The following is a 25,586-nucleotide window of genomic DNA, read 5'->3' on the forward strand; positions in this document are numbered from 1 at the left end:
ATGAGTATTAAAAGCATTATAAAATATGTGGTTTTTTTGACAGCTGTCGTGACCATTGCCTGGCTGAACGCCGAAGTATTCCGGTTCTCGCCGCAGGCGGTACGGGATGAAATTTTATTACTCGGCGCATGGGCTCCAGTTATTTACATAGCGGCCTGTATGCTCCGGCCGCTTATTTTATTTCCAGCTTCGATCATGTCGCTTGCCGGCGGTCTTGCCTTCGGTCCGACTGCAGGCGTGATATACATTATGATTGGCGGGACCACCGGGGCCCTGCTAGCTTATGGACTCGGACGCCTTCTCGGGAAAGAATTGTTTCAGCCAAAAATTAAAGGGCGGATGGAAGTGTGGCGGAGGAAGCTCGAAGCGGAAGGCTTTCGGGCCACGCTTTTGATGAGGCTTCTGCCCGTCCTGAATTTTGACCTTGTCAGCTACGTATGCGGGCTGTCCCGGGTGCGCCTGTCCTCTTATACAGCAGCGACTGTTATTGGACTGCTGCCGGGGGCGGTCGGCTACAGCTTTTTGGGGTCGGGGCTGTTAACCGGGGAATGGAGATATATATTGAGCGCTGTCAGCGTTTTTGCCGCTCTTTTGATCGTGGTTGTCATTTTAAGGAAAAAAGGGTATGAAAATAATATAAATAACATAAATGGGGAACTGCAATGATTGATACACACGCCCGGAAATGGGCAGACCCGGTTATAGACAAAACAGCCGATTGGTTTCTGAACCGGAGTTGGACCGCCAACCAGGTAACGGTTCTGGCATTTGGAATCGGCGTGCTTACAGGGCCGCTCATTTATTTTGACGCTGCATGGGCAGCCTTTATCTGTCTTTGGATATCAGGGTTTTTAGACACCGTAGACGGGGCAATGGCGAGAAAAACCAGGCCTTCTGCGTTTGGGACGGTGCTTGATATTACGTTTGATCGTCTTGTGGAAGCGAGCGTTCTGCTTGGACTTGCCTTCCGGTATCCGGATTTAATGTGGCTGCTTCTTCTGTTAAGTGTCTCCATATTGTTTTCGATTACCGTGTTTTTAACAGTGGGAAATATGTCGGAACGAAGCGGAGTCAAATCGTTTTACTATCAGGCGGGGCTCGCTGAGCGGACCGAAGGATTTATTTTGTTTTCCCTAATGATGCTTTTTCCAGCTTTTTTATTGTATTCCACTGCTTTATTTTTATTTGTCGAAACATTTACCGGCCTGCAGAGGCTGCTGGAAGCAAAACGATTATTAAAGGAGCAGGATGAGAATGCCGCAGATTGATTACGATTTAATAGTACTTGGGGGCGGGTCCGGCGGACTGACCGTCGCGTCGGGAGCAGCGCAGTTTGGCATGAAGACCGCTCTGGTCGATGACCGGGAAAATCTTGGAGGCGAATGCCTGCATGCCGGCTGCATACCTTCGAAAGCATTTGTGACTGTCGGACGGGAAATCCAGAACGCAAGAAGGGCAGCGGAAGAATTTGGTCTTCAGCTGGATGGAAATGCCAATTTTGAACAAGTGAAAAAAAGAGTGCGGGACGCTGTCGCTGAGGTGCAGGAGCTTGATGACGTAAGCGAGTTCGAAGCGCTCGGGATTGATGTGTACATGCGGCGCGGGGAATTTATGGATTCCCATCATTTATATCTTGAAGATGGAAGTGTCATTGGAGGAAAAAGAATCGTCATTGCCACCGGCTCGAGTCCGAATGTGCCTCCAATTGAAAATCTGGAGCTTCTGCCTTACTACACGAATGAAACAATTTTCGAGGCTGAGAAGCTGCCGGAAAAGCTGGTGTGTGTCGGAAGCGGGCCGGTAGGTATGGAGCTTGCCCAAACGCTTGCACGAATCGGCTCTTCTGTGACGGCGGTAGATTCGGGGGATCGGATTTTCTCAAAAGAGGAAAAGGAAATTGCTGCACGGGCGCAGAAAGAATTAGAAAAGGAAATCCATTTTATTCCCAACAGCCGGGTGGTAAGACTCGAAGAAGAAAATGGGCGCGTTTATGCTGTCACAGAAGGAGCAGCCGAACAGAAAATTGAAGCGGATGCGCTTTTGCTTGCGGCAGGACGTGTGCCGAACACAAATAACATAGGATTAGAAAAAGCAGGTGTGAGGGTAAAGAAAGATAGGAGCATCGACGTCTCGAATACAATGCAGACGTCTGTGCCGCATATCTACGCTGTTGGTGACGCAAGCGGAGGATATATGTTCACACATGCGGCCGGTATGGAAGGGCAGACTGTGGTTTCCAATGCTGTTTTCGGGCTTCGCCGGAAAATTAATTATAATGCGCTTCCCTGGGCGTATTATACTGAGCCGGAAATTTTTCATCTGGGCGTCACTGAGGAAGAAGCGAAACAGCTTGAAGGCGTAGATGCCCGTATTTACCGCATCGAAGGAAAACAGGTGGACCGTTTTCTGGCTGAAGGGGACCCGGTTCCTTTAGTAAAAATTATTACCGACCAAAAAGGAAACATTATTGGGGCTCATGCTGTCGGACGCCATGCGGCTGACTGGATGCAGCAGGTCACTGCAGCAAAAACGTGGAAGAAGAAGCTGCGGTCATTTTCAAGTATCGTGTATCCGTATCCGGCTCACGGGGACATCGTGAAAAAAGCAGCGGATGAATACTGGCGGGAGGCTTTGTTTAACAGCCCCATCAACAAGGTACTTAAAAAGTATGTAGCATGGTTTCGGTAATTGAAGAGACAGAGGAGGAAATATAGTGACTAAACGAGTAATATTCGTCGGAGCAGGCCACACCAATCTTTCCGTAATAAAAGAATGGAAGAAAAAGAAAAAAAACGTAGAATGGATTCTTATTTCCCCGGGACAGTACCAGTATTATTCAGGTATGTATTCAGGCTATATGGAAGGACGCTACGCCATCGAAGATATTCGTGTTCCGCTTCGGTCGTTCTGTAATGAAAACGGCGGCACGTTTGTTTCAGCCAAGGTTACTTCCATTGATCCAGAGCAGAATATTGTTCTCACCAATGCAGGTAAAGTTATGCATTTTGACTATTTATCCGTAGATATTGGCGCCCAGCCGAAAGGTCTTGAAATTCCACATGTACAAAAGCATGCGGAAATTTTAAAAGCCAATGAAAACTTCTCTGAAGCAATAGAGAGTGTCCGCACAAGTCATCATCCGGTTGTTGTCGGTGGTGGTTATGCTGGAATCGAGATGGCATTTACCGCGCAGGCATGGAGAAGTAAAAACAAGTTCCTATCTCCGGTGAAAATTATTTCCGGGAGTAAGCTGCTTCCGGAAGACACAGAGGAAACGCGTCAGAAGGTGTACGATCTTCTTGATAAAAGAGGGATTGAATACTTTGAAAATGAACAAGTGCACCGGGTGACAGATCGAACGGTGGAAACGGATTCGCTCTCCTTTCCGTATGAAGATCTACTGTGGATGACCGGCCCGAAAGCACCAGCCTGGTTTGAAGCCTCCCGACTGCCGGTCGATAGCGAAGGGTATCTGCTCGTAAACGAACACCTGCAGTCAGTAGCGTATCCGCAAATATTCGGAGTGGGCGACTGCGTTACCATCGCGGGACATGAAGACATTCCGAAAAACGGAATCTCAGCTGTCAAAGAAGCTCCTGTGCTTCTTGAAAACATCAAGCGTTCCCTGAAAGGCAAAAAGCTGACCAAGTATTCGCCACAAAAAAATTATATGGCAATTTTAAATCTTGGAAGTAAGCAGGGGCTGATGATTTACGGTGACAAAACCCGTGCAGGCAAAGCACCGTTTAAAATCAAGCACCGGATCGACAAAAAATTCATCAAAGAACTACAGCCATCAAGAAAAGCGTAGTCCCGCATTTCAGGAGACTTATCCGGCTGGCCTGTTCCCTGGCTGGACTTGGCCAGAGCCAAGGAAGCCAGGATGGCCAACGGAATAAGCGACTGCGGGACGAAGCTAGACAGGAAGAAAAGCGTAGATGCCCGGTCAGCCGCGACAGGCACTTCCCGGCCGCGCAGAGCAGCCTGCTGCTCGGAGTCGGACGGAAAGTGATCCCGAGCGGCTGGGCATCGAAGCTGGACAGAGAGAAAAGCGTAGATGCCCATTGTAGATATGAAATAAAAATCCTTTGTATAACGTAAAAAAACGGACTGCCTCTTGATGGAAAGGCGGTCCGTTTTTGCTATCTTTTTACGTCGTTTGGCTGGAAACGAAATAAGAGTTTTCGTGGAAGGAAATATCGGGATATTTGTCTTTGGCCATGTTTAACTGGAACTCATTTTCAAATAGGGCAACTAGCCGGCCATTCCGGTCGAGAGCCAAATTCTTTTGTTTTCTGGCAAAGGTGTTCATTGCCTCCGTTGGTCCATCGACCCATCTGGCGACTGACAATGGAAGATTTTCCATTTTAATATGGGCGTTATATTCATTATTCAGCCGGTGCTCGAGTACTTCAAACTGAAGCACGCCGACAACGCCGACAATCTGCTGCTCCGGCACCCGCTGATACGTTTTAAACAGCTGGATGGCACCTTCTTCTGTTAACTGCTGCAGTCCTTTTTCAAATGATTTGTGCTTCATTGCATCTTTAACAGAAATGGCAGCAAAGTGTTCAGGAGAAAAGTGTGGCATTTCTTCAAAAGAAAATGTGCCTGATTCTGCAAGCGTGTCGCCGATTCGGAAGGTCCCCGGATCGTACAGGCCGATAATATCGCCGGCGTATGCCTCCTGGACAATACTGCGGTCCTTGGCAAGAAACTGCGTTGGCTGGTGAAGCTTCATGTTTTTGCCGATACGGACATGATTGACCTGCATACCTGGAGAATATTTGCCTGAAGTAATTCTCATAAAGGCGATCCGGTCCCGGTGTTTTGGATTCATGTTCGCCTGAATCTTGAAAATAAACCCGGAGAAATTGTCACTGAGCGGGGAAACAAATCCCTGATCGCTTTCCCTTCCGACAGGAGCCGGCGCCCATTCCATGAAATATTCCAGGAAATTCTGCACCCCAAAGTTCGAAACTGCGCTCCCGAAAAAGACGGGAGTGAGCTCGCCGCTTTTGATGCGTTCTTCATCATACGCATCCCCGGCTACATCGAGAAGTTCAATTTCCTCCTGAAAGGCAGCGAGGAGTTGTGGATCGATACGTTCCTTCAGCTTAGGATCGTCGGTGCCGTTTACGTAAACGACTTCCGTCTGGGACGGGGAATCCGGGTTAAACCATTCTACTTTTTTGGCATGGCGGTCGTAGATGCCGTGAAAGTCCTGGCCCATACCAATCGGCCAGTTGACCGGGTATGAACGGATACCTAAAATGTCTTCCATTTCTTCCATCAGCTCGAACGGGTCCCGCCCCTGGCGGTCCAGCTTATTAATAAATGTGAAGATAGGAATGCCTCTCATGCTGCAGACTTTGAAGAGCTTTTTGGTTTGTGCCTCGACCCCTTTGGCTGCGTCAATAAGCATGGTTGCCGAATCGGCCGCGGTCAGCGTACGGTACGTATCTTCACTGAAGTCTTCGTGGCCGGGAGTGTCGAGAATATTGATGCGGTGCCCTTGATAATTAAACTCCATTACAGAACTTGTGACAGAGATCCCGCGCTGCTTCTCAATTTCCATCCAGTCACTTGTAGCATGACGCTGGTTTTTCTTGCCTTTAACGCTTCCGGCTTCACGGATAGCGCCCCCAAAGTACAGAAGCTTTTCCGTTAAGGTCGTTTTCCCGGCGTCCGGGTGCGAAATAATGGCAAACGTCTTTCGGGATTCGATTTCGTTTTTCCATGTAGCCATTCGTTATATCCATCCTTCGTTTAAATTTGCTGATAATCTGCCCGCGTTCGTAAGCACTCTTCCTATCTTAATAGATAATCTTAGTTTTCGGCAACAACAAGGAGGGTAGAGTACCATAGTAATTATTTTGATAAGGAAAGTTTTAGATTTAATTAATGTAAAATATAGTACAATAGCCGCAAAAATTTGTAAAATTCCTTTGAAATGTTTATTTTCAAGAAATTAATGGTAAAATTTTAATATAACGTTATCATTTATATATTTAGTTATCTATCTTTTATAAGAGGTGAATGAGATGAGATTTAAAAGAACAGCAGTTGTCGGTGCTCTGTCAGCAACACTTATTTTCCCTTTAACTGCTTTGGGGCAGGATACATACACCGTAGAGTCAGGAGATACTTTATATACGATTGCTGAAGATCACGGTGTAAGCGTTGATGCACTTATGGAAGAAAACAGCAGCATTGAAAATCCTGATGTGATTAATGTAGGCCAGAGTATTGCTATTCCGGGAAGTGAAAGTGACTCTTCTTCAGAAAGCAGTTCCGCTGAAACTTCAGATGCAGTTTCTTCCCAGAGCGAGTCCGAATTTGAACAGGAAGTTGTTCGTCTGACGAATGAAGTTCGGGCAGAAAATGGACTTGCACCGGTGGAAGCGGACAGCTCTCTGCAAAGCGTAGCAGATGCGAAGTCCCAGGACATGATTGAGAATGATTATTTTGCCCATGAAAGTCCGACCTACGGCAGTCCTTTTGAAATGATGCAGGAATTCGGCGTAAGCTATGAGGGCGCCGGTGAAAACATTGCAGCCGGGCAGGATACGCCGCAGGACGTTGTTGATGCTTGGATGGATTCCCCGGGTCACCGTGATAACATCCTCAATCCGGACTTCACGCATATTGCGATCGGCTATGAAGAAGGCGGAGAATACGGTCAATACTGGACGCAGATGTTTTTGGAAAAATAAAGAATCAGGGAAAAGCGGCTGCTTGAAGGCAGGCGCTTTTTTGTGTTTAAATCACGAAAAAAGCAGGCTTTTCCTGCATGAAAAGTACCTGCTTTTTATTAAACCCAGGCCTCAGCCCAGTCCTGGATGGCATTAATGACCGGTTCGAGATCCTTACCCTTACTCGTCAGCTGATACTGGACGCGTACAGGCTTTTCCGGAAATACGCTGCGTTCGACAATCCCTTTTTCTTCAAGCTCTTTTAGCCGTTCGGTAATCAGCCGGTCGCTCATATCCGGAATCTCTCTTTTTATATCTTTGAAGCGGAGTGGTCCTTGAAGAAGCACAAGGATTAAGAGGCCCGTCCATTTTTTGCCGAGCAGCTCCGCTGCAAATTCATATTTTGGGCAGATGGAAGTCTTCTGCATAATAGTTCACCTCTTTATGAACATAGTACCACAAAATCATTGTTTCGTAGAGGAGGGGCTGGGGTATAGCTTGAAGGGTGAGTTGACAGTACAAATGTTTTCATGTACTTTCGAAAAGTAAGTAACTTTATAAATATAAGTAATAGGAGTGTTTTTCAATGAGTAAAGTATTGGTACCGTTTTACAGTTCTTATGGACATATACATGAAATGGCAAAGGCAGTAGCGAAAGGCGCAGAAGAAACAGGTGCAGAAGTACGGGTCGTAAGAATTCCCGAATCGCAGATGGCTAAGGAAGGTATGTCCACGCAGGAAGCGTATGTAGAGGCGCAGAATAAACAGGCAGATATTCCTGAGGCTACCACAGACGATCTCGTATGGGCTGACGGCGTTGTTTGGGGTATCCCGACACGCTTTGGCAATATGCCGGCTCAGGTTAAGCAGTTTATGGACGCAGCTGGCGGCCTGTGGGCAAACGGTTCGCTTGAAGGCAAGGTAGCAGGAATCTTCACGAGCACAAACACAGCTCACGGCGGTCAGGAAACAACAATTATAACGTCGATCGTACCGCTGCTTCATTTTGGATTTATTTTTGTTGGTCTTCCATACGGGGAAAACCCGGAAATGACTGAACGTGACTTTGTCGGCGGAACGCCATACGGTGCCTCTACGCTTGCTGGTCCGGACGGTACCCGGATGCCAAGCGAGGGTGAATTGACAATGGGCGGCCGTTTAGGCGCCCGCGTTGCAAAAGTGGCAGAGAAATTGGGCAACTAATAGAAAGCAAAAAAAGCGTCCGCGTGTGCGGGCGCTTTTTTTATATACCTGGCGTTAGTTACTGCCATAAAGCTCCGAAGGATCCGTCGCTTCGATAGGCTGGTTGATTTCCCGGTGCCCGTAAAAGTCCGTGACAACTTCGCCGTCAATAAGAATCTGAGTCTGACCATATCCAAACTGGTCCATTAACACTGCCAGCTGTTCTACAAATGCGAGCTCGAGAGTGCTTCCGACTGTAGTGGCTTCGAGGACAGAAGGTTCAAAGGAAACAAAGGCAGTGTTGTCTTTAAATTCGACAAACTGTACTTCGGTTTCTACTGGAAGCGGACTAACGGCATCTTCTGTTTCAGGGCCGTCGAGCCATGCCTGCACAGCTTCAAACGGCAGATCATTTTCAGACGCTGCTTCAAGGCTGCGGGTTTCAGAAATTGTATTCATCAAATCGCTGTCGAGGTAGTAAACAGTTACTTCTTCTGTTACAGCCTCTTCTTCTTCAGAAGCTGAGGTGCTGTTAGCTTCTGTATCTGTAGTTTCAGCAGTCTCAGTAGATTTTTCGGGAGCTGCTTCTTCACTGTTGGCCGTTTCTTCAGAAGCACTTTCTTCTGCCTCATCATCCTCCGGTAAAGTATCTTCCGATGAAGCATCTTCGCTGGCAGTGTCTTCGGATTCCGTATTTCCTTCTTCATTTTCTGTGGCAGTATCTTCTGTAGAGGCGCTGTCTTCAGCGGAAGCGTCGTCTTCTGCTGCTTCATCAGTTTCGGAAGCCGTATCTTTATCTTTCTGTTCTTCATTCTTTGCACTGTCATTTTCTTCATTGTCTTCATTTTCTTCATTGTCTTCATTTTCTTCTCCGTTAGCTTCAACGGAGGCTGTGTCAGTTGCTTTTTCACTGTTTTCCGCGTTTTCACTACTTTCGGTGCCGCAGGCGCTGAGAGTAATAAGAGCTATGGCAGCAACTGCTAAAAATGAGAACTTTTTCATGGAATCCCCCCAGGTCAAATATTAAATTTAGTTTACAATTAATACAATGTTGTTACATAATTATACCATGTTTCAAAATAAAGAAAGGTTCAAATCCCTCAAATGAACATAAACAGGACTTTACTAATGTTAAATCAGAGTGTGAAAGCGGTGGGGGGTTTTTCGGAAAAAACCGTGGAAATGCTATAATAATGCGAAGTATTTTGCTAATATCTTAGAAAGTATCAGCAGAAAAATTAAATGTTGAATATACATAAACAAAAAATGGATGGAAGCGTAATTTCTTTTCCGTCTTCCATTAATAAAATCATCGGTGTAACTAAAAAAGACAGGGAACGTCTACATTAAGGAAGTGTTCATCATGCATGATGAGTTTGAAAGGCTATATGAACAATATCATCACTCCCTTTTCCAATATTTATTTTATATGGTCCGAGATCGTGAAACTGCCGAGGAGTTGGTCCAGGAAGTTTACATTAAAGTGCTGCATTCCTTTGAAACGTTTGAAGGCAAAAGCAGTGAAAAAACCTGGCTTTATTCTATCGCCAGACATGTCGGCATAGACTGGATCCGCAAGCAAAACAGAAAGAAGCGGAAATGGCTGGGAGTGCTCGGTCCTTTATCAAAAGAGGAAATGCGGGACCCGGCGCCTCTTCCAGATGAGATTCTCACTGCGAAAGACGATGTGCGTGAAATTTATGAATGCATGAAAGCGTGCTCCCCGGATCAGCGGCAGGTGCTTATGCTACGTTATGTGGAATCGCTTTCGATCAAAGAAGCAGCTGAAGTGCTCGGATGGTCAGAGAGTAAGGTGAAAACGACACAGCACCGGGCCGTGAAAAAAATACAGGACTTGATGGAAAACAGGGAAAATTTAGAAGAAAGGAGGGCAGGAGAGTGAAGAAGCATAATCGTTCCATGGAACGGATTGAACATTCATTAAAGCAAATGCCCCGGGTGCAGGATAAACGATCCAAAGATGAAATCTACCATAATATTCAGGATCGGCTGGACTCAAAGAAAAGACACCGTACGCATCGGCGATGGCCAGCCCCTGTTTTTACCTCGGCGGCAGTTCTCCTACTAGCGATACTTATCGTTCCGGGAATATGGTGGACTTCGAATCAGACGGCTTCCCCTTCTCAGGAAGAGAACGCTGAAGATGAGAATGAGGCCGGAGATTCAGAGTCAGCCGAACAGCAGGAAACGGAAAATACAGCTGAAAACGATACAGACAACGGAGTGCCTGAAGAATCTGAGCCGGCGGGTAGTGGTACTGAAGAAGAAAGCCCGCCGACAGTTCATGAAGATACGCAGGAGAACGAAGAAATACCGGAGGGGTATGTATCTGCGCTTACTAAAGAAGAAGGCAGCGGCAGTGTGAATGCTGTGACGATCCCTTTTGAAAGTGTACAGGATTCGGTTATTGTCCCATTAACATTTACAGCAGAAACGGATCTGAAAGAGCTTTTGAATTTTATTACGGAAGAAGTAGACGGAAATGAATTCGGGCTCGGTCCTGCTATGACTGAAAAAGTCTCCTGGGAAGATGCAGAGAACGGCAGGCTTGAAGCAGCAGTATCCTCCGAAGCTACGGCTTTGAAAGCCGGCCGGATCGAGCGTGGCATTGAAGAGCTTGCCCGTTATTTAGGGGAAAAAGGTATAGAAGTATCAAATATCCCTGATGAAGACACCGGAAATGAAGAAGAAATAGACGTCCGGGACATTGATGAGAATCGTGGCTATTATTTATATGATGTAAATGACGCCTCTTATTTAGTGACTGGTGAAGGAGCGGGTGTTTCTACAACAAATGAAAACGGGTCTTTGCTTTCTTTGGAGGAAACGCTGGTGAAAATGAACGAAGGACCTGAAATTTCTGAAGTGAGAGCTCCTATCCCCGGCTCTCTTACTGTAGGAAATGTGGAAGGCGAGGGTGAATCAGTAACTATCAGCCTGGCTGGCTCTCTTGAGGATACGTCTGTGGAAGTGCAGCAGGCGATGATTGACGCGGTGGGACTGGCGGCAGCTGACTTTGGATATGAATCCATAAAGTTTATCTCTGAGAACAGTGACTCACTTGGAGAAGTGCCGCTCAACCAAAAATGGGAAGTCCCTGCAGCTCCTAATACGATCGGGTGGAAAGCAAGCTGATTGAAAATTTATTAGAGGGTGTAGGAAATTACCAATTATTTCATGTATAATTACAATGTACATTTTAAATACATTGGAGGCCGCTTAACTCATGGAATATGATGCCAATATTAAAAACAGACTCCGCCGTGTCGAAGGGCAGGTGCGGGGTGTTCTTCGGATGATGGAAGAAGGACAGGACTGCCGGGATACTGTAGGGCAGATGTCAGCTGCTCGTTCTGCGATGGACCGTGCAATCGGTGTAATTGTCAGTGAAAACCTGGAACAATGCATGCGTGAACAGATGGAACGTGGGGAAGATACCAGTGAATCTGTCCAGGAAGCTGTCAATCTGCTCGTAAAAAGCAGATAAACGAAAAAGAGGCCACTTCTGCGGGAAGGGCCTCTTTTCTATCTGGGGAAAGCAGTTATTATATGGAGAGAATTATGCCGCGCCACTACCAGGCTTCTTGCGCTTTTCTATGCCCAGCCTCTCGGAATTACTTTCCGTCCGACTTCGAGCAGCGGGCTGTTCTGCGCGGCCGGGAAGTATCCTTCGCGGCTCTCGGGGCATTTCCGCTTTTCTTTTTACATCAACGCGGCGATGACGAGCTGGAGCACCCGGAGAAGCACGGCGCCGACAATGACGTAGGCGGCAATTAAAGCGATTCGTCTTCCTACTTTCTGGGCAGTAACCGCGCGTACTTTCCGGCGCGGCCTGCGAATGTCGGAAGAAGGCCCAAATCCCTGGGAGAAGTAAAAGGGAACTGCGTTTTTTAAAAACATAGGAATCAGCCCGAAACCGGCAACGAATCCAAATAGGTGCGCCCATATGTTGACGCCGGAATTCAGAAGGGTGAACACCATGCCTATCACAAGGAGAACAATAACTATCTGGGCGCTTGAAGGGTCGATAAGATGCCGGCGGTTCATCATAATAAATACATAAGCTCCAAAAAGCCCATAAATGGCGCCGGAGGCACCCAAATGTGACAAGTAGAGCGAACCGAAAAACAGTGTAGCAATATTTCCAATAACTCCGGCTGTTAAATAAAATGTCAGAAATTTGAGCCGGCCGAGCATGAATTCAAGCGGCGGTCCGAAAAGCAGCAGCGCAAAGGAGTTAAAAAGCACGTGCCCAAAAGACGTATGTAAAAAAACTGGAGTAAGAAGGCGCCAGTAGTCTCCGCTCTGAATAGCGAAGTTGTTGCCAACCATCAAATAATAAATAACTTCCCCGAACGGAATCAGGCCGTTCGTCCATTCCGAAAGATTTACCCAGAAAAACAATAGCAGGTGGACTGCTAATATAATTGAGATTACGGGGTAGCGTCTTATAAATGTGGAAAAAGTTTCATGGCGGATAAACAAGTGGGTTAGTCCCCTTTCTGGTGACGGGTATACTAAAGTGTATAAGTATTTACGGTCAGTGTAGCATGAATAAATAGAGGAATACACGAAAAGCGCTGCGGGAAGGGAGAAAGTAATGATTAAAGGAATAGGCATTGATATCATTGAGTTAGAGCGGATTGAACGCTCTTTAGAGCAGAAAAAATTTTTGCCGCGAATTTTAAATGAAGATGAATTACATGCCTGCAGACATTTTTCCGGCAAACGGCTGATAGAATTTACAGCAGGAAGGTTTGCTGCCAAGGAGGCATTTGTAAAGGCAGCAGGCACCGGCATTTCTTCGCAGACAGGCTTTCACGATATTACAGTGAGTAATGGAGAGCGGGGGGAGCCGCTGCTCCGCTGCGAAGGCTATGAGGCTTATATTATCCATATTTCCATCAGTCACTCGCGGGACAGTGCGGTGGCTCAGGTTGTTATTGAAGAAAGGGGCGGCGAATAGGATGCAGATCGTAACAAGTAAAGAAATGCAGCAGCTCGATCAATACACCATCGAAACACTTGGAATGAAAGAAGAACTGCTAATGGAAAATGCGGGACGGGCGGCGGCAGCTGCCATACATGATATGTATCCTGAAGCGCGTAAAGCTGTTATCTTTGCAGGGAAGGGAAACAACGGGGGCGATGGTTTCGTTATCGGCAGGACACTCTCCTCTCTCGGTTGGGAGGTTTCTGTGTATCTGCTGGCAGAAGAGGAGGCCCTTTCCGGAGGAGCGCTTTATCATAAAAACTTGTACCGAGCCTGCGGGCTTCCGCTGAAAGCAGGTACCAGCGTGCCTGAACCAGAATTGCCGGAGGAAGGGATTATCTATATTGATGCAATGCTTGGAACCGGAATTTACGGAGAGCTGAAGGAGCCTTTTTATTCTGCAGGAAAGTGGCTGAACAGCATAACAGCACCGGTTGTAGCTGTAGATATTCCCACGGGAGTACCGGCGAATGAGGAAGAACTTCCCGGTATGGCGGTGAATGCAGACACTACAGTAATTCTTGAAGCTCCTACACTGAGCACATATCTGTATCCGGCGAGGCACTATTACGGTGAAATTCGAATTGTACCGATTGGCGTACCGCAAGCTTCCTGGAAGGCATTGGATCAGCAAAGACAGACGTGGGAGCTGACTGACGCAGCCAAAAGTCTGCCGGAACGGACGCAGGAGTCCCACAAAGGCGATAACGGCAAAGGGCTGCTGATAGCAGGGGCCTATAATATGCCCGGTGCTCCGGCCATCGCTTCGAACGCCTGCCTGCATGCCGGCATCGGCCTTCTGACCACAAGCATACCGGAATCTGCATTGAGCGCCGTCGCCTCTCATGTGCTAGAAGCAACCTACTTTCCGCTGCCTGAAACGGAGGACGGTCAGGTCGCCGATTTACAGGAAACGCCGTTCCCATGGGACGGCATGGACGGTGTTGCAGCCGGCTCCGGACTTGGCCGGACAGAAAGCACGAGAGTATTAACGAAGCGGCTCCTGACAGAGACACAAACGCCGCTCGTGCTGGATGCAGATGGACTTTATTTTCTGCCGGAGCTGGAGGAGGAAATGATAAACAGAGAATACCCGCTGATTTTGACCCCGCACCCCGGTGAAATGGGCCGCCTCACGGGCCTTTCGCCAAAGGAGGTCAATGCAGAGCGGTTTACGGTTTCACGCGAATATGCACGTAAATTCGGCTGCTATCTTGTACTGAAGGGGCCAAACACGATTATTACAACCCCTCAAGGCAGGCAGTATGTGAGTACCAGCGGCAGCAGTGCCCTGGCCAAGGGAGGATCCGGGGATGCACTGACCGGCATCGTGCTTGCGATGATGCTTCAGGGTCCAACAGTGGAAGAGGGAGTTTGTAATGCAGTCTACACACACGGCTTGGCTGCAGAAATTGCGATAAATGAAGGGGTATCGGATTATTCTTTTACTGCATCCAATTTGATCGATTATCTGCCGAAAGCCCTGACCTTCATTCAGGCACAAAAGAAACGATAGAAAAGAGGAGTCATCATGGCGTTTTCCAGCGAATCCTACCGGGACACGTGGGTGGAGATCAATACAGAAAACATTAAATACAACATCCGTGAAGTGCGGAAGCTTCATACAGAAAACGTGGCCGTAATGGCCGTAGTGAAAGCGGATGGCTACGGACACGGGGCGGCGGCAACTGCAAAGGCAGCAGCGGAGGCGGGAGCCTCCTATTTTGGGGTGGCGCTGCTTGAAGAAGCGCTTGAACTGCGGGAAGCCGGCATAGAACTGCCTATCCTCGTGCTTGGAAGAACGCGGCCGCAGGACGCCCCAGTGGCCGCCCGCCACGATATCCGGCTCACGGTCTTTCAGGAAGAATGGCTAAAGGAAGCCTCCCGGCATACAGCCGGAGAATCTCTTTTCATTCATATGAAAGTAGATACCGGCATGGGCCGTCTGGGATTGATAAATGACGAAGAAATCTCTTCCTTTTTGGCCGCGGTAAACCGGATTCCCTCTATAGAATTGGAAGGTATGTATACGCATTTCGCTACTGCTGATGAACTAGAGACTGCTTATTTTGAACAGCAGTATGCCCGTTTTTCCCGGGTCGTTGCCCTGGTACAGCAGCTGGGGAGCGCTCCCCGCCTGATTCACTGCGGTAACAGCGCAGCGGCTATGCGTTTTCCGGAGCGCTGCTTTAATATGGTCCGGTTTGGGATTTCAATGTATGGATTGACCCCCGCAGCAGATATTACCGGGCATCTTCCATTTACACTTAAGGAAGCATTCACGCTTCACAGCCGCCTGACTCAGGTGAAAGAAGTGCCACCGGGCACGAGTATTAGCTACGGCGCAACATATACCTCCACGGGAAATGAATGGATAGGTACTGTACCTATCGGTTATGCAGATGGCTGGCTGAGAGCGCACGCTGAAAATCAGGGGGAGGTATTGGCAGGAGGCTTTCGCGTACCTATTGTAGGGCGCATCTGCATGGATCAGATGATGGTTCGGCTGCCGCATGAATTTCCGGTGGACACGGAAGTGACACTGATTGGCAGCCAGAAAGAGGAAACGATCACCGTCACGGAAGTAGCCGGCCGTCTTGGAACGATTACATATGAAGTTCCCTGTACCATCAGTAAACGCGTCCCCCGGGTATATACTCCCGAAAACAGGTTTGAACCCTGATTTTATGAAAAACGCGCTTTGCAAACAGCATATAGAAATGCTATTATGAATTAAGTAATGATTAAGGGATGGGAATCTAAAAGGGTCAACCTGGAGGTGTGTGGAGTGCATCAGAAAAGCACTAAGCAGATTAAGGTCAGCCTGCCTGACTATCTTCTTGACGAACTTGATGGAATGATTGAAGAGGGGCAGCAGAGCTCAAACCGCAACGAATTTATTCATCAAGCCACGGAGATGTATTTAAAAGAACGCCAACGTCTGGAGTTTCAAGAAGCGATGAAGCAAGGGTATGAAGAAATGAGCAGTATCAATTTAAATATTGCTGCTGAGTCATTTGAGGCAGAAACAGAAGTGGATCACTCTTTGAATCGCCGATTGCTTAGCGGAATCTGAAACACTCGAAATTATATTTCTTCTTTTAAAGAAACAGAGATGAATAAAAAAGCTGCTTGCCTGTCTATGAAAGGCGGGCAGCTTTTTTATTGTAATAAATTTTATTCAGGAATATATATGATTGCAGCCATAATTGTTTGCGCTAAAGTATTATACATGGAATAATACTAAATAGAGTATGATAGTGTACAGGTGTGCCATTAACAAACTATGCGGTACAAAACAATACAAAGTATGCACCAGTCCGGGCATTAACATATAAAAATTATCCCCGCCCATAAAACGGAAATGGACAGACTAGATGGAGGAATTCACGATGCATTCATCTGTAGTGCAGGCCATCAATGACCATCAGGAACAGCTGGTTTCCAAATGGAAAGAAGAGATGGCCCGGGTTCAGGAAGAATATTTTAAAAACTCCCTTCCTGATGATTTAGTATTCACAAACAACGAAGAATTTATTGATGTGCTGTACAGCTCAGTCCGTTTAGAGCGGTCGGAAGCCAAAAGTAAAATCAAGAATTTTGCGGAACGGCTTATCCAGACCGACTGGCCGCTGAGCTATTTTACGCAGGGAATGCAGGTGTTTCGGCGCATCGTTACTGCCTACATTGTGCCATATATTAATAACGCAGACGAAGACAGCGTGCGCTTGATTGTAGAAGTGGAAGAATGGGTGGATGCGATCGTGAACCAGCTGGTTGATGATTATTCCGATTCGTGGATAAAAACACTCGAACTTCAGCAGATGGCTCTAAATGAACTTTCTGCTCCGCTTATTCCTGTCTTTGAAAAAGTCAGTGTCATGCCATTAATTGGAGCGATTGACACCGAGCGGGCAAAGCTTATTATGGAGAATTTGCTCGACGGGATTATTCAGCATCGTTCCCAGGTAGTTTTAATTGATATAACCGGCGTGCCGGTAGTAGATACGATGGTGGCAAACCATATTATTCAGGCCTCTAAAGCGGTGAGGCTGGTAGGGGCGGAGTGCATTCTGGTCGGTATCCGTCCGGAAATTGCCCAGACAATTGTAAATCTGGGCATTGATCTGAGCACCTTCCCGACGAAAAGCAGCCTGCGCAAGGGCATTGAATCAGCGCTTGAGCTGACGCAGCGCAAAATGGTTCAGATAGAGAATGGAGCAGAATGGAGGGCATAAGTCGATGCGGATTCCAATCTTAAAACTAAGTCATTATTTATTAATTTCAGTGCAGGTAGATCTAGATGATCAAACAGCTCTTCAGTTTCAGGAAGACCTGCTGAGCAAAATTCACGAAGAAGGCTCTACAGGCGTAGTGATTGATTTAACCTCCGTGGATATGATTGATTCATTTATCGCCAAAGTGCTGGGCGACGTCGTGGAAATGTCCAATTTAATGGGAGCGAAAGTTGTTCTGACGGGCATCCAGCCGGCAGTGGCGATCACTCTGATAGATATGGGCATTATGCTTGAAGAAGTACCAACGGCACTAGATCTTGAGCAGGGACTTGAGAAACTTCAACAGGAATTGGAGGGGTAAGCATGAGTATCCAATCCAGTGTTGAAGTGCAGACCGAATGGGGAATTGTATCAGCCAGACAGGCCGGACGAAATTTAGCTAAGGAAATAGGGTTTGGCGGTGTGGATCAGGCGCGGATAACGACAGCCATTTCAGAGCTGGCAAGAAACATCTACCTGTATGCTGAAAAAGGGGAAATCGTTATCGAAGCGGTGGAAGAGACCAGGGGGACCCAGAAAAAGAAGGGCATAAAGATTACAGCCAAGGACCGCGGCCCTGGCATTAAGAACATAAGAGAAGTAATGGAAGACGGATATACTACTTCGGGTGGTTTAGGAGCCGGACTTCCAGGAGTGAGAAGACTAATGGATGATTTTGACGTTGACTCCGTAATGGAAGAGGGTACAACGATAACGGCAATCAAATGGCTCCGTTAAGGAGGAAAAACGTTGGCTGAGTCGAAGGAATTGTTACATGATCAGTACGCGAATATTTTACGGGCGTATTTAGAAGAGCAGAGCGAACAGGGGCTTTATTATGCCCAGCAGTTCAGTAAAAGAGTGCTTGAGGAGCAGATTTCCCCGGAAGAAGTGGTCAGCCTTCATTTAGAGGTGCTCGAGGAGTTCTTTCCGGATCTTCCTAAAGGAGCTCATGAATCATTTGAGCTTCTTCTCGAGGTAATGATGGGATACGGACTGGCGTACCGGGAACACCAGAGCCTTCGTGATAAAACAAAGGAACTCGAAGCAGAAATTAACGTGGCTGCTAATATGCAGCAGACGTTTCTTCCGGATGAAATCCCACACGTAAATGGTTTGGATGTGGGGGTTCTAAGTGTCCCCGCTTCGAAAATGAGCGGTGATTATTATCATTTCGTTAAAGACGACCACGACTGTGTCGGTCTTGCGATTGCTGATATTATCGGTAAAGGGATACCGGCCGCTTTATGTATGTCGATGATCAAGTATACGATGGATAGCTATCCGGAGCAGCGTTTGCAGCCCGGGGCTTTACTTGAAAATGTGAACCGTGTGGTGGAGCAGAATATTGCTTCGAACATGTTCATTACGATGATGTACGGCTCGTATGATTCACGCTCCCATCAATTTAACTATGCAGGAGCGGGGCACGAGCCCGGTTTCTACTATAAGGCAGCTGAAGATACGTTTGAAGAGCTTCATGCCAAAGGCATCGTTCTTGGCATTAAGCGGAACACTAACTATAAGGAATATCAACTCACGGTGGAGCCGGGAGATTTTGTTGTGCTCTTATCAGACGGCGTTACTGAATGCAGAACCGACGACGGCTTTATTGAGCGTGAAGCTATTACGCGACTCATCCGTACGTATCAGCATCTGCCTGCCCAGGAAATTGTAAATCACGTATTCTATGAACTGGAAAGAGCCCAGGGCTTTCAGCTTCGTGACGACTTTACATTGATTATACTGCGCAGAAATGTTTAACCAGATTGTAATCTGGGAAAAATGAAAAGGATGCACAATTAAAAAATCGTAATTTATATATAGCAGCATGGTTATGAGGAGGTTTACTAAATGAATTTATCGACAGAAGTGGTAGAAAAATCGGATAAAAAGAAAATTTTGAAAGTGGCCGGGGAAGTGGATGCATATACGGCTCCGGAACTGAAAGCGAACCTGAATCCGCTGACAGAAGAAGAAGGCGCAGAAGTGGTAGTGGACCTGACAGAGGTAAGCTATATTGACAGCACCGGCCTTGGTATATTTATTGGCGCTTTGAAGTCAGCTGAAAATCATGATGCTACGCTTCGTTTGACAGGGCTGAATGAGCGTGTGAAGCGTTTGTTTACCATTACCGGACTTGATGAAGTAATCACTATTGATGATGAAAATACAGAGGAGGCCAAATAATGGAACGCCAGTCAGATTATTTGGAAATGACCCTTCCGGCCAAGCCTCAATACGTTGGAATCGCCCGGCTGACAGTTTCAGGACTCGCAAACCGCCTCGGTTTTTCTTACGATGACATTGAGGACATTAAAATTGCGATAGCGGAAGCATGCACAAATGTGGTCAACCATGCGTACGAAGAAACCGGTAATATGCATTTGTCCTGTAATGTGTTCGAAGACCGGGTGGAAATGGTCGTGGCAGACACAGGTCAAAGCTTTGTCCTTGAAGAACTGGATCAAAACCTCGGCCCCGTAGACAGCAAAAAACCGATCGAGGAACTGAAAGAGGGGGGACTTGGACTGTTCCTCATAGACACATTGATGGATAAAGTAGAAATCAGCGGCGAAAACGGAGTGGCTATTTCTATGACAAAGTTTCTGCAAAGAGACGAGGTGGAAAATAATGTCGACGGAGTCTCAACCGAAACAAACGCGCAAGAACAAAAATAACGGCACGAGTGAAGAAGTTTATGAATGGATCCGCCAGTTCCAGGAAGACCCGACTGAAGAAATTCAGACTAAGCTTGTACAGCATTATGAACCGCTTGTGCAGTCTTTATCACGAAAATTTTCCCGGGGACAGGACCATGATGACGACCTTTATCAAGTAGGTATGATTGGGCTTCTGGCAGCGCTGCGCCGTTTTGACGATTCCTTTAACAGGAGCTTTGAATCGTTTGCAGTCCCAACAATTGTAGGGGAAATCAAGCGGTTTATCCGTGATAAAACGTGGAGTGTTCATGTTCCCCGCCGTATTAAGGAGCTTGGCCCGAGAATTAAAAAGGCCGTGGAAGAGCTGACAACCCGTCTGCAGCGTTCTCCGTATGTAGATGAGATTGCCGAGTACCTCGAGGTAAGCGAGGAAGAAGTGCTCGAAACCATGGAAATGGGCAAAAGTTATCAGGCTTTATCTGTGGATCGCTCCATAGAAGCAGACCAGGAAGGCAGTGCCGTGACGCTGTTGGATCTTGTTGGTGCCAATGAAGAAGGATATGAAAAAACAGATCAGCAGCTGCTGCTCCAAAAAGCTTTTGCGGTTTTAACGGACAGAGAAAAAGAGATCCTGAGATGTACGTATTTTGAAAACTTAAGCCAAAAAGAAACGGGAGAGCAGCTGGGTATTTCTCAGATGCACGTTTCAAGACTGCAGCGAAGGGCTCTGCAGAAGCTGCGTGAATCTATAAGAGTGGAGCCTTCGGAGTGCCTGTAATGAAGGAGTCCATCTCGAATACACAAGTGAATACCGCGGTCTTTCAAAAGACAAAGCCGGGCAACCGTGTTTGTGGGGACAGCTATCTCGTAATCGAAACAGAGGATTTTTTTCTTTGCTCTGTGACGGACGGGCTGGGGAGTGGCGAAGGTGCCAGGCAGTCCGCAGAGATAGCCATGAATATCATCCGGGCCCATAAACATGAATCTATCCCCATGCTCCTGGAGCGCTGTAACCGGGCGCTTGTTTCTGAACGGGGAGTAGTCCTTGCGGTCATTAAGGTCTGCTATCAGGAGCAGGAATTGACCTATGGAAGCATCGGTAATATTACCTGCTATATCAGTGCTGATAATGAAGATATTTTTCGGCCGGTTCCAACAAAGGGCTATCTTTCAGGCAGGAAGTTTCAATACCGGCTTGAGTACGTTCCTTTCGATAAGGGCATCTCTTTTGTTCTTCACTCGGACGGCATGACTGTATCCTCTGAAGACCAACGCGCCCTGCCGTATATGCGTTCGGTAGAGGAATATAAAAACAGACTTGCTGAAAAAGCTGAAAACGAAAATGATGATGTTACTTTAATGGTTGGCGCATTAGGTTAAACCTCTTTCATCACTGCCGGTGATGGGAGAGGTTTTTTGTATATAATAAGCGAAAACAGGCCAGACGTTTTGATGTTATGATGAATTTGCCCCTTACATAGGCATACGTACGTTATAATATAATAAGTACAGATTCTAATGGATTGTTACGCTGGACAGGAGGAAATACAAATGGAAAAAGAGATAAGCGGTGTCGCATCCCAAATAGCTTCTGATCTTCAGATAAGGGAAAAGCATGTCACAAACATTATACATATGATTGAAGAAGGCAATACGGTTCCTTTCATTGCCCGTTACCGTAAAGAGCAGACCGGTGCCTCGGACGAAATGGTGATCCGGGACGTTCAGCAGTCCTGGAATTACGCAAATCAATTGGCCGAGCGAAAGGAAGAAGTGCTTCGGCTGATTGATAAACAGGAAAAATTAACGCCGGAGTTAAGGCAATCTATCAATGGAGCTGTACAGCTTCAGGAAGTAGAAGATCTGTATCGTCCTTATAAGCAGAAAAGAAGAACGAAGGCGACGGTGGCGAAAGAGAAAGGGCTTGAGCCGTTAGCGGAATGGCTCATGTCGCAGCCAAAAGAAGGTTTGCCGGAGGAACAGGCGCGTGCGTATGTGAATGAAGAAGCCGGAGTGATAGATGCCGCAGCGGCACTTGAAGGAGCGAGGCATATTATCTCTGAACAGATTGCCGACGATGCCAGCATCCGCCACAGTGTCCGTGATCTCAGCTACAAGCAGGGCAGACTTCAGTCTGCAGCTAAAGATGAAAGTAAGGATGAACGTGGTATTTACAGCATGTACTACGATCATGAAGAAGCGCTGGCGAAGGCCCCGTCGCACCGAGTGTTAGCCATGAACCGCGGAGAAAGTGAAGGGGTGCTGAAAATCTCCCTCCAGGCACCGGAAGACAGAATTCTTTCGACTATAGAAAAGAAAGTGGTGAAGCGTTTCGGTTCGCCTACTGTTCCGCAGCTGAACGAAGCGATCCAGGACAGCTACAAACGGTTGATTGGCCCGGCAGTCGAGCGGGAGCTTCGAAAAGTCAAAACAGAAGAAGCGGAAACGCAGGCGATTTCTGTCTTCTCCGAAAATCTTCGAAACCTTCTGCTCCAGCCGCCGATGAAGGGGAAAACAGTACTTGGCGTAGATCCGGCATACCGCACCGGCTGTAAGCTGTCGGTCGTAGATGGCAACGGAAGGTTGCTTGAGGTAGGAGTGATCTATCCAGTGCCGCCTAGAAATAAAATAACCGAAGCGAAAAAAGAAGTATTTGCTTTAATTGAAAAATACGATATACAGGTTATAGCTATCGGCAACGGAACGGCTTCAAGGGAAACAGAAGAATTTATTGCCGGGGTGGTCGAGGAAGCGGAAGGAGACGTTTCGTATATTATTGTAAACGAAGCTGGTGCGAGCGTTTATTCTGCTTCGGAGGTTGCCCGTGAGGAATTCCCGGATCTTCAGGTTGAAGAGCGAAGCGCAGCTTCCATCGCAAGAAGGCTCCAGGACCCGCTGGCGGAGCTGGTGAAGATAGACCCTAAATCTATTGGGGTGGGGCAGTATCAGCATGACGTCTCGCAGACGAGACTAAATGAGTCACTGACATTTGTCGTGGAGACAGCGGTAAACCAGGTAGGGGTAGATGTGAACAGTGCCTCGAGCAGTCTGCTTCAATATGTGGCCGGCCTTTCTAAAGCGGTGGCAAACAATGTGATCAAGCAAAGAGAAGAGCTTGAAGGCTTTACAAATCGTAAAGAACTTCAGAAGGTACCGAGACTGGGAGCGAAAACGTATGAGCAGGCAGCTGGCTTTCTGCGGGTGCCAGAGTCTTCGAATCCATTCGACCGTACGGCTATCCACCCGGAAAGTTATCAAACCGCTGAGCGTTTGCTCAGTCACCTGGACCTTGAAGCAGCACAGGCTGGCACAAAAGAAATGAAGGACGTCCTTGAAAACCAGGAGGTGCGCCAGCTTGCTGAAGCTCTTGAAGTAGGCGTCCCTACACTGCAGGATATTATAGAGGATTTAAAAAGACCGAATCGGGATCCCCGTGATACGTTTTCGAAGCCTCTTCTGAAAAAAGGCATCATGACTCTTGATGACCTGGAAAAGGGGATGGAGCTTCAGGGCACGGTCCGCAATGTAGTGGATTTTGGAGCCTTTATTGATGTAGGTGTTAAAGAAGACGGCCTCGTGCACATATCAAAGCTCGCCAACCGTTTTATTAAACACCCGATGGAGGTAATTTCGGTAGGAGAGATAGTTACGGTGTGGGTGGAAGATATTGATCAAAAACGGGGACGGGTAGCATTGACGATGGTAAACTAAATAGATAGTGAAAAAACAGAGGGTACGCACCCCTCTGTTTTTTTAGGGAGGAAAAAATGACTGACGAAGAATTAACAGCATTGGCGCAGAAAATATCAGTGGAAAAATTTCAAAAGGTGTTTAAACATCGCGTCTCGTTTAATCAAAGGCTGCGGACTACAGGAGGAAGGTATGTGCTTTCCACAGGGAACATCGAAGTAAATCCAAAGTCGATGAACAATTATGGTCATCAGGAAGTGATTGATATTGTAAAACATGAATTGTGCCATTATCATTTACATTTGGAAGGGAAAGGGTACAAACATCAGGACAGGGAATTTCAGGATCTGCTGAAGCAGGTAGGAGGCGTCATGCACTGCAGTTCTTTAGAACAATATCGTTTAAAACAGAAAAAGCGTTATCAGTATGCCTGTGAAAGCTGTCATATTTCTTTTAAAAGAACGAGGCAGCTGGATACAAGAAAATATGTCTGTGCAGCCTGCAGAGGAACATTGAAAAAAATATAGAAAAACCTTGACCAGTGTTTTTTCGATGTGATACATTATAAAAGTCGCTTGAGAGAGGGCGCTTCAAAAAACGGCAAAAAAAGCTGTAAATTCCCTTTTAAAAGCGTATTGACATTACATAATAGATCTTGTAGAATTTTCTTTGTCTCAAAAAAGAAATATTCACATTCCGCAGTAGCTCAGTGGTAGAGCAATCGGCTGTTAACCGATTGGTCGCAGGTTCGAATCCTGCCTGCGGAGCCATTGGAGAAGTACCCAAGTGGCTGAAGGGACTCCCCTGCTAAGGGAGTAGGTCGTGTAAACGGCGCGAGGGTTCAAATCCCTCCTTCTCCGCCATTTACTATGGCCCGTTGGTCAAGTGGTTAAGACACCGCCCTTTCACGGCGGTAACACGGGTTCGAATCCCGTACGGGTCACCAACATGGAGGATTAGCTCAGCTGGGAGAGCACCTGCCTTACAAGCAGGGGGTCGGCAGTTCGATCCTGTCATCCTCCACCATTTTCTTTATACAATTGAGGGCCTGTGGTGTAGCGGTTAACATGCCTGCCTGTCACGCAGGAGATCGCGGGTTCAAATCCCGTCAGGCCCGCCATTTTTTTACCCAATATATTGGGCCATAGCCAAGCGGTAAGGCATCGGGTTTTGGTCCCGTGATGCGCTGGTTCGAATCCAGCTGGCCCAGCCAACAACACGCGGGTGTGGCGGAATCGGCAGACGCGCTAGATTTAGGATCTAGTGTCCTTGTGACGTGGGGGTTCAAGTCCCTTCACCCGCACCATTATATAATTATCGGTGTATGCGGTCGTGGCGGAATCGGCAGACGCGCTAGGTTGAGGGCCTAGTGGGAGTTTATCCCGTGGAGGTTCAAGTCCTCTCGACCGCACCATAATATGCGCCCGTAGCTCAGTTGGATAGAGCGTCTGACTACGGATCAGAAGGCCAGGGGTTCAAGTCCTCTCGGGCGCACCATTTACTTATTTTTTCAGCAGCATCTGCGGGAAGTAGCTCAGCTTGGTAGAGCACTTGGTTTGGGACCAAGGGGTCGCAGGTTCGAATCCTGTCTTCCCGACCATGTATTTGCGGGTGTAGTTTAGTGGTAAAACCTCAGCCTTCCAAGCTGATGTCGTGGGTTCGATTCCCATCACCCGCTCCATTATTACAAAAAAATTAATTGCTTTAAGTTATTTTTTTGTGCCTGTGGGCCTGTAGCTCAGTTGGTCAGAGCGCACGCCTGATAAGCGTGAGGTCGGTGGTTCAAGTCCACTCAGGCCCACCATTATTTCCATTGACATTTAAGTGATCAAAGGTTATAATTTATGTGTCACTTTAAAAGGTGTTGACAGTTTAAGAGCACCATGTTAAATTGTTTAAGCTGCTTTTTTGAGCGGCAGATCGTTCTTTGAAAAGGAAAGACAAGCCAGAGCCCCAATCAAAAGCAACACATTTTTAGGGCATTTCAGATGCCACAGCATCAAACTTTTTACGGAGAGTTTGATCCTGGCTCAGGACGAACGCTGGCGGCGTGCCTAATACATG

Annotated in this window: 27 protein-coding genes and 12 tRNA genes; 35 read left to right on the plus strand and 4 right to left on the minus strand. The window is 47.2% G+C overall.

Annotation, left to right across the window (positions count from 1 at the left end; translation table 11 throughout):
• From ACTRXH_RS11405 to ACTRXH_RS11420, 4 genes are read left to right on the plus strand one after another with little or no spacing between them, the layout of a single operon-like run.
• Nucleotides 1-666 (plus strand): TVP38/TMEM64 family protein, encoded by a 666-nt coding sequence (locus tag ACTRXH_RS11405; RefSeq protein ID WP_474282166.1) that lies wholly within the window; start codon nt 1-3, stop codon nt 664-666.
• Complete coding sequence (locus ACTRXH_RS11410; protein WP_474261413.1) at nt 663-1,268, plus strand: CDP-alcohol phosphatidyltransferase family protein; 606 nt, start codon at nt 663-665, stop codon at nt 1,266-1,268. Before ACTRXH_RS11405 ends, ACTRXH_RS11410 begins: the two co-directional genes overlap by 4 nt.
• Nucleotides 1,255-2,688: a dihydrolipoyl dehydrogenase family protein gene (locus ACTRXH_RS11415; protein WP_474282168.1), complete on the plus strand. Its 1,434-nt coding sequence runs from the start codon at nt 1,255-1,257 to the stop codon at nt 2,686-2,688. The genes ACTRXH_RS11410 and ACTRXH_RS11415 overlap by 14 nt, the downstream gene beginning before the upstream one ends.
• Before the next feature lie 25 nt (nt 2,689-2,713).
• Nucleotides 2,714-3,811: an NAD(P)/FAD-dependent oxidoreductase gene (locus ACTRXH_RS11420; RefSeq protein ID WP_474282172.1), complete on the plus strand. Its 1,098-nt coding sequence runs from the start codon at nt 2,714-2,716 to the stop codon at nt 3,809-3,811.
• Between the two features lie 339 nt (nt 3,812-4,150).
• Here ACTRXH_RS11420 and ACTRXH_RS11425 read toward each other — a convergent pair whose 3' ends face one another.
• Nucleotides 4,151-5,749: a peptide chain release factor 3 gene (locus tag ACTRXH_RS11425; protein ID WP_474261410.1), complete on the minus strand. Its 1,599-nt coding sequence runs from the start codon at nt 5,747-5,749 to the stop codon at nt 4,151-4,153.
• Nucleotides 5,750-6,044: 295 nt separating this feature from the next.
• Between ACTRXH_RS11425 and ACTRXH_RS11430 the strand changes: the two genes are divergently transcribed.
• Nucleotides 6,045-6,716, plus strand: a complete 672-nt coding sequence (locus ACTRXH_RS11430; RefSeq protein WP_474261409.1) for a CAP domain-containing protein — start codon at nt 6,045-6,047, stop codon at nt 6,714-6,716.
• A 98-nt stretch (nt 6,717-6,814) separates the two neighbouring features.
• On the opposite strand, the gene ACTRXH_RS11435 is transcribed toward ACTRXH_RS11430, so the two are convergent.
• Nucleotides 6,815-7,123 carry a winged helix-turn-helix transcriptional regulator gene (locus tag ACTRXH_RS11435; RefSeq protein ID WP_474261408.1) on the minus strand — a complete coding sequence of 103 codons (309 nt, stop codon included), beginning with the start codon at nt 7,121-7,123 and terminating at the stop codon, nt 6,815-6,817.
• Nucleotides 7,124-7,281: 158 nt separating this feature from the next.
• Between ACTRXH_RS11435 and wrbA the strand changes: the two genes are divergently transcribed.
• Nucleotides 7,282-7,899 carry an NAD(P)H:quinone oxidoreductase gene (gene wrbA / locus ACTRXH_RS11440; protein ID WP_474261407.1) on the plus strand — a complete coding sequence of 206 codons (618 nt, stop codon included), beginning with the start codon at nt 7,282-7,284 and terminating at the stop codon, nt 7,897-7,899.
• Between the two features lie 54 nt (nt 7,900-7,953).
• Here wrbA and ACTRXH_RS11445 read toward each other — a convergent pair whose 3' ends face one another.
• Nucleotides 7,954-8,880, minus strand: a complete 927-nt coding sequence (locus ACTRXH_RS11445; RefSeq protein WP_474282174.1) for a hypothetical protein — start codon at nt 8,878-8,880, stop codon at nt 7,954-7,956.
• 361 nt (nt 8,881-9,241) lie between these two features.
• On the opposite strand from ACTRXH_RS11445, the gene ACTRXH_RS11450 reads away from it, so the two are divergent.
• From ACTRXH_RS11450 to ACTRXH_RS11460, 3 genes are all read left to right on the plus strand, one after another.
• The gene (locus ACTRXH_RS11450; protein WP_474261405.1) at nt 9,242-9,781 is read left to right on the plus strand and encodes an RNA polymerase sigma factor SigX; all 540 of its coding nucleotides are present in this window, start codon (nt 9,242-9,244) and stop codon (nt 9,779-9,781) included.
• Nucleotides 9,778-11,034 (plus strand): hypothetical protein, encoded by a 1,257-nt coding sequence (locus ACTRXH_RS11455; RefSeq protein WP_474282176.1) that lies wholly within the window; start codon nt 9,778-9,780, stop codon nt 11,032-11,034. The genes ACTRXH_RS11450 and ACTRXH_RS11455 overlap by 4 nt, the downstream gene beginning before the upstream one ends.
• A 91-nt stretch (nt 11,035-11,125) precedes the next feature.
• Nucleotides 11,126-11,386, plus strand: a complete 261-nt coding sequence (locus ACTRXH_RS11460; protein ID WP_462867255.1) for a metal-sensitive transcriptional regulator — start codon at nt 11,126-11,128, stop codon at nt 11,384-11,386.
• A gap of 215 nt (nt 11,387-11,601) precedes the next feature.
• Here ACTRXH_RS11460 and ACTRXH_RS11465 read toward each other — a convergent pair whose 3' ends face one another.
• On the minus strand, nt 11,602-12,303 hold the full coding sequence (locus ACTRXH_RS11465; protein ID WP_474282178.1) for a rhomboid family intramembrane serine protease: 702 nt from the start codon (nt 12,301-12,303) through the stop codon (nt 11,602-11,604).
• 196 nt (nt 12,304-12,499) lie between these two features.
• On the opposite strand from ACTRXH_RS11465, the gene acpS reads away from it, so the two are divergent.
• The 26 genes from acpS (at nt 12,500) to ACTRXH_RS11595 (ending at nt 25,326) form a co-directional block, all read left to right on the plus strand.
• Nucleotides 12,500-12,865: a holo-ACP synthase gene (acpS, locus tag ACTRXH_RS11470; protein WP_474282180.1), complete on the plus strand. Its 366-nt coding sequence runs from the start codon at nt 12,500-12,502 to the stop codon at nt 12,863-12,865.
• A gap of 1 nt (nt 12,866) precedes the next feature.
• On the plus strand, nt 12,867-14,408 hold the full coding sequence (locus ACTRXH_RS11475; protein ID WP_474282182.1) for an NAD(P)H-hydrate dehydratase: 1,542 nt from the start codon (nt 12,867-12,869) through the stop codon (nt 14,406-14,408).
• 15 nt (nt 14,409-14,423) lie between these two features.
• Nucleotides 14,424-15,575 (plus strand): alanine racemase, encoded by a 1,152-nt coding sequence (gene alr, locus ACTRXH_RS11480; RefSeq protein WP_474282184.1) that lies wholly within the window; start codon nt 14,424-14,426, stop codon nt 15,573-15,575.
• A gap of 105 nt (nt 15,576-15,680) precedes the next feature.
• A complete protein-coding gene (locus tag ACTRXH_RS11485; RefSeq protein ID WP_322527004.1) occupies nt 15,681-15,968 on the plus strand; it encodes a CopG family ribbon-helix-helix protein in 288 nt (95 codons plus the stop codon).
• Between the two features lie 316 nt (nt 15,969-16,284).
• A complete protein-coding gene (locus ACTRXH_RS11490; protein WP_474282186.1) occupies nt 16,285-17,130 on the plus strand; it encodes an STAS domain-containing protein in 846 nt (281 codons plus the stop codon).
• A 4-nt stretch (nt 17,131-17,134) separates the two neighbouring features.
• Nucleotides 17,135-17,491, plus strand: a complete 357-nt coding sequence (locus ACTRXH_RS11495; protein ID WP_022792604.1) for an STAS domain-containing protein — start codon at nt 17,135-17,137, stop codon at nt 17,489-17,491.
• A gap of 2 nt (nt 17,492-17,493) precedes the next feature.
• Nucleotides 17,494-17,907 carry an anti-sigma regulatory factor gene (locus tag ACTRXH_RS11500; RefSeq protein ID WP_022792605.1) on the plus strand — a complete coding sequence of 138 codons (414 nt, stop codon included), beginning with the start codon at nt 17,494-17,496 and terminating at the stop codon, nt 17,905-17,907.
• 12 nt (nt 17,908-17,919) lie between these two features.
• Nucleotides 17,920-18,933, plus strand: a complete 1,014-nt coding sequence (locus ACTRXH_RS11505) for a PP2C family protein-serine/threonine phosphatase (RefSeq protein ID WP_319632359.1) — start codon at nt 17,920-17,922, stop codon at nt 18,931-18,933.
• A 90-nt stretch (nt 18,934-19,023) separates the two neighbouring features.
• Entirely contained in the window at nt 19,024-19,359 is a 336-nt protein-coding gene (locus ACTRXH_RS11510; RefSeq protein ID WP_322527002.1) for an STAS domain-containing protein, read from the plus strand.
• Nucleotides 19,359-19,850, plus strand: a complete 492-nt coding sequence (gene rsbW, locus ACTRXH_RS11515; RefSeq protein ID WP_474261399.1) for an anti-sigma B factor RsbW — start codon at nt 19,359-19,361, stop codon at nt 19,848-19,850. The genes ACTRXH_RS11510 and rsbW overlap by 1 nt, the downstream gene beginning before the upstream one ends.
• On the plus strand, nt 19,804-20,610 hold the full coding sequence (sigB, locus tag ACTRXH_RS11520; protein ID WP_022792609.1) for an RNA polymerase sigma factor SigB: 807 nt from the start codon (nt 19,804-19,806) through the stop codon (nt 20,608-20,610). Before rsbW ends, sigB begins: the two co-directional genes overlap by 47 nt.
• Entirely contained in the window at nt 20,610-21,212 is a 603-nt protein-coding gene (locus ACTRXH_RS11525; RefSeq protein WP_474282188.1) for a PP2C family serine/threonine-protein phosphatase, read from the plus strand. Before sigB ends, ACTRXH_RS11525 begins: the two co-directional genes overlap by 1 nt.
• A gap of 171 nt (nt 21,213-21,383) precedes the next feature.
• Nucleotides 21,384-23,543: a Tex family protein gene (locus tag ACTRXH_RS11530; protein WP_474282190.1), complete on the plus strand. Its 2,160-nt coding sequence runs from the start codon at nt 21,384-21,386 to the stop codon at nt 23,541-23,543.
• A 56-nt stretch (nt 23,544-23,599) separates the two neighbouring features.
• Nucleotides 23,600-24,049, plus strand: a complete 450-nt coding sequence (locus ACTRXH_RS11535) for a SprT family protein (RefSeq protein WP_474264268.1) — start codon at nt 23,600-23,602, stop codon at nt 24,047-24,049.
• A 168-nt stretch (nt 24,050-24,217) separates the two neighbouring features.
• Nucleotides 24,218-24,292, plus strand: a tRNA-Asn gene (locus tag ACTRXH_RS11540).
• Nucleotides 24,293-24,294: 2 nt separating this feature from the next.
• Nucleotides 24,295-24,385: transfer RNA gene (locus ACTRXH_RS11545), tRNA-Ser, on the plus strand.
• Nucleotides 24,386-24,393: 8 nt separating this feature from the next.
• Nucleotides 24,394-24,468, plus strand: a tRNA-Glu gene (locus tag ACTRXH_RS11550).
• A gap of 4 nt (nt 24,469-24,472) precedes the next feature.
• A tRNA-Val gene (locus ACTRXH_RS11555) sits at nt 24,473-24,548 on the plus strand.
• Nucleotides 24,549-24,566: 18 nt separating this feature from the next.
• Nucleotides 24,567-24,642: transfer RNA gene (locus tag ACTRXH_RS11560), tRNA-Asp, on the plus strand.
• 18 nt (nt 24,643-24,660) lie between these two features.
• Nucleotides 24,661-24,735: transfer RNA gene (locus ACTRXH_RS11565), tRNA-Gln, on the plus strand.
• A 7-nt stretch (nt 24,736-24,742) separates the two neighbouring features.
• Nucleotides 24,743-24,828, plus strand: a tRNA-Leu gene (locus ACTRXH_RS11570).
• Between the two features lie 20 nt (nt 24,829-24,848).
• Nucleotides 24,849-24,936, plus strand: a tRNA-Leu gene (locus tag ACTRXH_RS11575).
• Nucleotides 24,937-24,942: 6 nt separating this feature from the next.
• A tRNA-Arg gene (locus tag ACTRXH_RS11580) sits at nt 24,943-25,019 on the plus strand.
• A 26-nt stretch (nt 25,020-25,045) separates the two neighbouring features.
• Nucleotides 25,046-25,122, plus strand: a tRNA-Pro gene (locus tag ACTRXH_RS11585).
• 7 nt (nt 25,123-25,129) lie between these two features.
• Nucleotides 25,130-25,203, plus strand: a tRNA-Gly gene (locus ACTRXH_RS11590).
• 46 nt (nt 25,204-25,249) lie between these two features.
• Nucleotides 25,250-25,326, plus strand: a tRNA-Ile gene (locus tag ACTRXH_RS11595).
• Nucleotides 25,327-25,586 lie beyond the last annotated feature (260 nt).

It is taken from the genome of Marinococcus sp. LNHM5E3-2.1, from assembly GCF_056034365.1.

Coding starts and splice junctions, on each gene's coding strand:
- ACTRXH_RS11405 (WP_474282166.1), top strand. CDS start 1: ATGAGTATTAAAAGCATTATAAAATATGTGGTTTTTTTGACAGCTGTC.
- ACTRXH_RS11410 (WP_474261413.1), top strand. CDS start 663: ATGATTGATACACACGCCCGGAAATGGGCAGACCCGGTTATAGACAAA.
- ACTRXH_RS11415 (WP_474282168.1), top strand. CDS start 1,255: ATGCCGCAGATTGATTACGATTTAATAGTACTTGGGGGCGGGTCCGGC.
- ACTRXH_RS11425 (WP_474261410.1), bottom strand. CDS start 5,749: ATGGCTACATGGAAAAACGAAATCGAATCCCGAAAGACGTTTGCCATT.
- ACTRXH_RS11430 (WP_474261409.1), top strand. CDS start 6,045: ATGAGATTTAAAAGAACAGCAGTTGTCGGTGCTCTGTCAGCAACACTT.
- ACTRXH_RS11435 (WP_474261408.1), bottom strand. CDS start 7,123: ATGCAGAAGACTTCCATCTGCCCAAAATATGAATTTGCAGCGGAGCTG.
- wrbA (WP_474261407.1), top strand. CDS start 7,282: ATGAGTAAAGTATTGGTACCGTTTTACAGTTCTTATGGACATATACAT.
- ACTRXH_RS11445 (WP_474282174.1), bottom strand. CDS start 8,880: ATGAAAAAGTTCTCATTTTTAGCAGTTGCTGCCATAGCTCTTATTACT.
- ACTRXH_RS11450 (WP_474261405.1), top strand. CDS start 9,242: ATGCATGATGAGTTTGAAAGGCTATATGAACAATATCATCACTCCCTT.
- ACTRXH_RS11460 (WP_462867255.1), top strand. CDS start 11,126: ATGGAATATGATGCCAATATTAAAAACAGACTCCGCCGTGTCGAAGGG.
- acpS (WP_474282180.1), top strand. CDS start 12,500: ATGATTAAAGGAATAGGCATTGATATCATTGAGTTAGAGCGGATTGAA.
- ACTRXH_RS11475 (WP_474282182.1), top strand. CDS start 12,867: ATGCAGATCGTAACAAGTAAAGAAATGCAGCAGCTCGATCAATACACC.
- alr (WP_474282184.1), top strand. CDS start 14,424: ATGGCGTTTTCCAGCGAATCCTACCGGGACACGTGGGTGGAGATCAAT.
- ACTRXH_RS11490 (WP_474282186.1), top strand. CDS start 16,285: ATGCATTCATCTGTAGTGCAGGCCATCAATGACCATCAGGAACAGCTG.
- ACTRXH_RS11495 (WP_022792604.1), top strand. CDS start 17,135: ATGCGGATTCCAATCTTAAAACTAAGTCATTATTTATTAATTTCAGTG.
- ACTRXH_RS11500 (WP_022792605.1), top strand. CDS start 17,494: ATGAGTATCCAATCCAGTGTTGAAGTGCAGACCGAATGGGGAATTGTA.
- ACTRXH_RS11510 (WP_322527002.1), top strand. CDS start 19,024: ATGAATTTATCGACAGAAGTGGTAGAAAAATCGGATAAAAAGAAAATT.
- rsbW (WP_474261399.1), top strand. CDS start 19,359: ATGGAACGCCAGTCAGATTATTTGGAAATGACCCTTCCGGCCAAGCCT.
- sigB (WP_022792609.1), top strand. CDS start 19,804: ATGTCGACGGAGTCTCAACCGAAACAAACGCGCAAGAACAAAAATAAC.
- ACTRXH_RS11525 (WP_474282188.1), top strand. CDS start 20,610: ATGAAGGAGTCCATCTCGAATACACAAGTGAATACCGCGGTCTTTCAA.
- ACTRXH_RS11530 (WP_474282190.1), top strand. CDS start 21,384: ATGGAAAAAGAGATAAGCGGTGTCGCATCCCAAATAGCTTCTGATCTT.
- ACTRXH_RS11535 (WP_474264268.1), top strand. CDS start 23,600: ATGACTGACGAAGAATTAACAGCATTGGCGCAGAAAATATCAGTGGAA.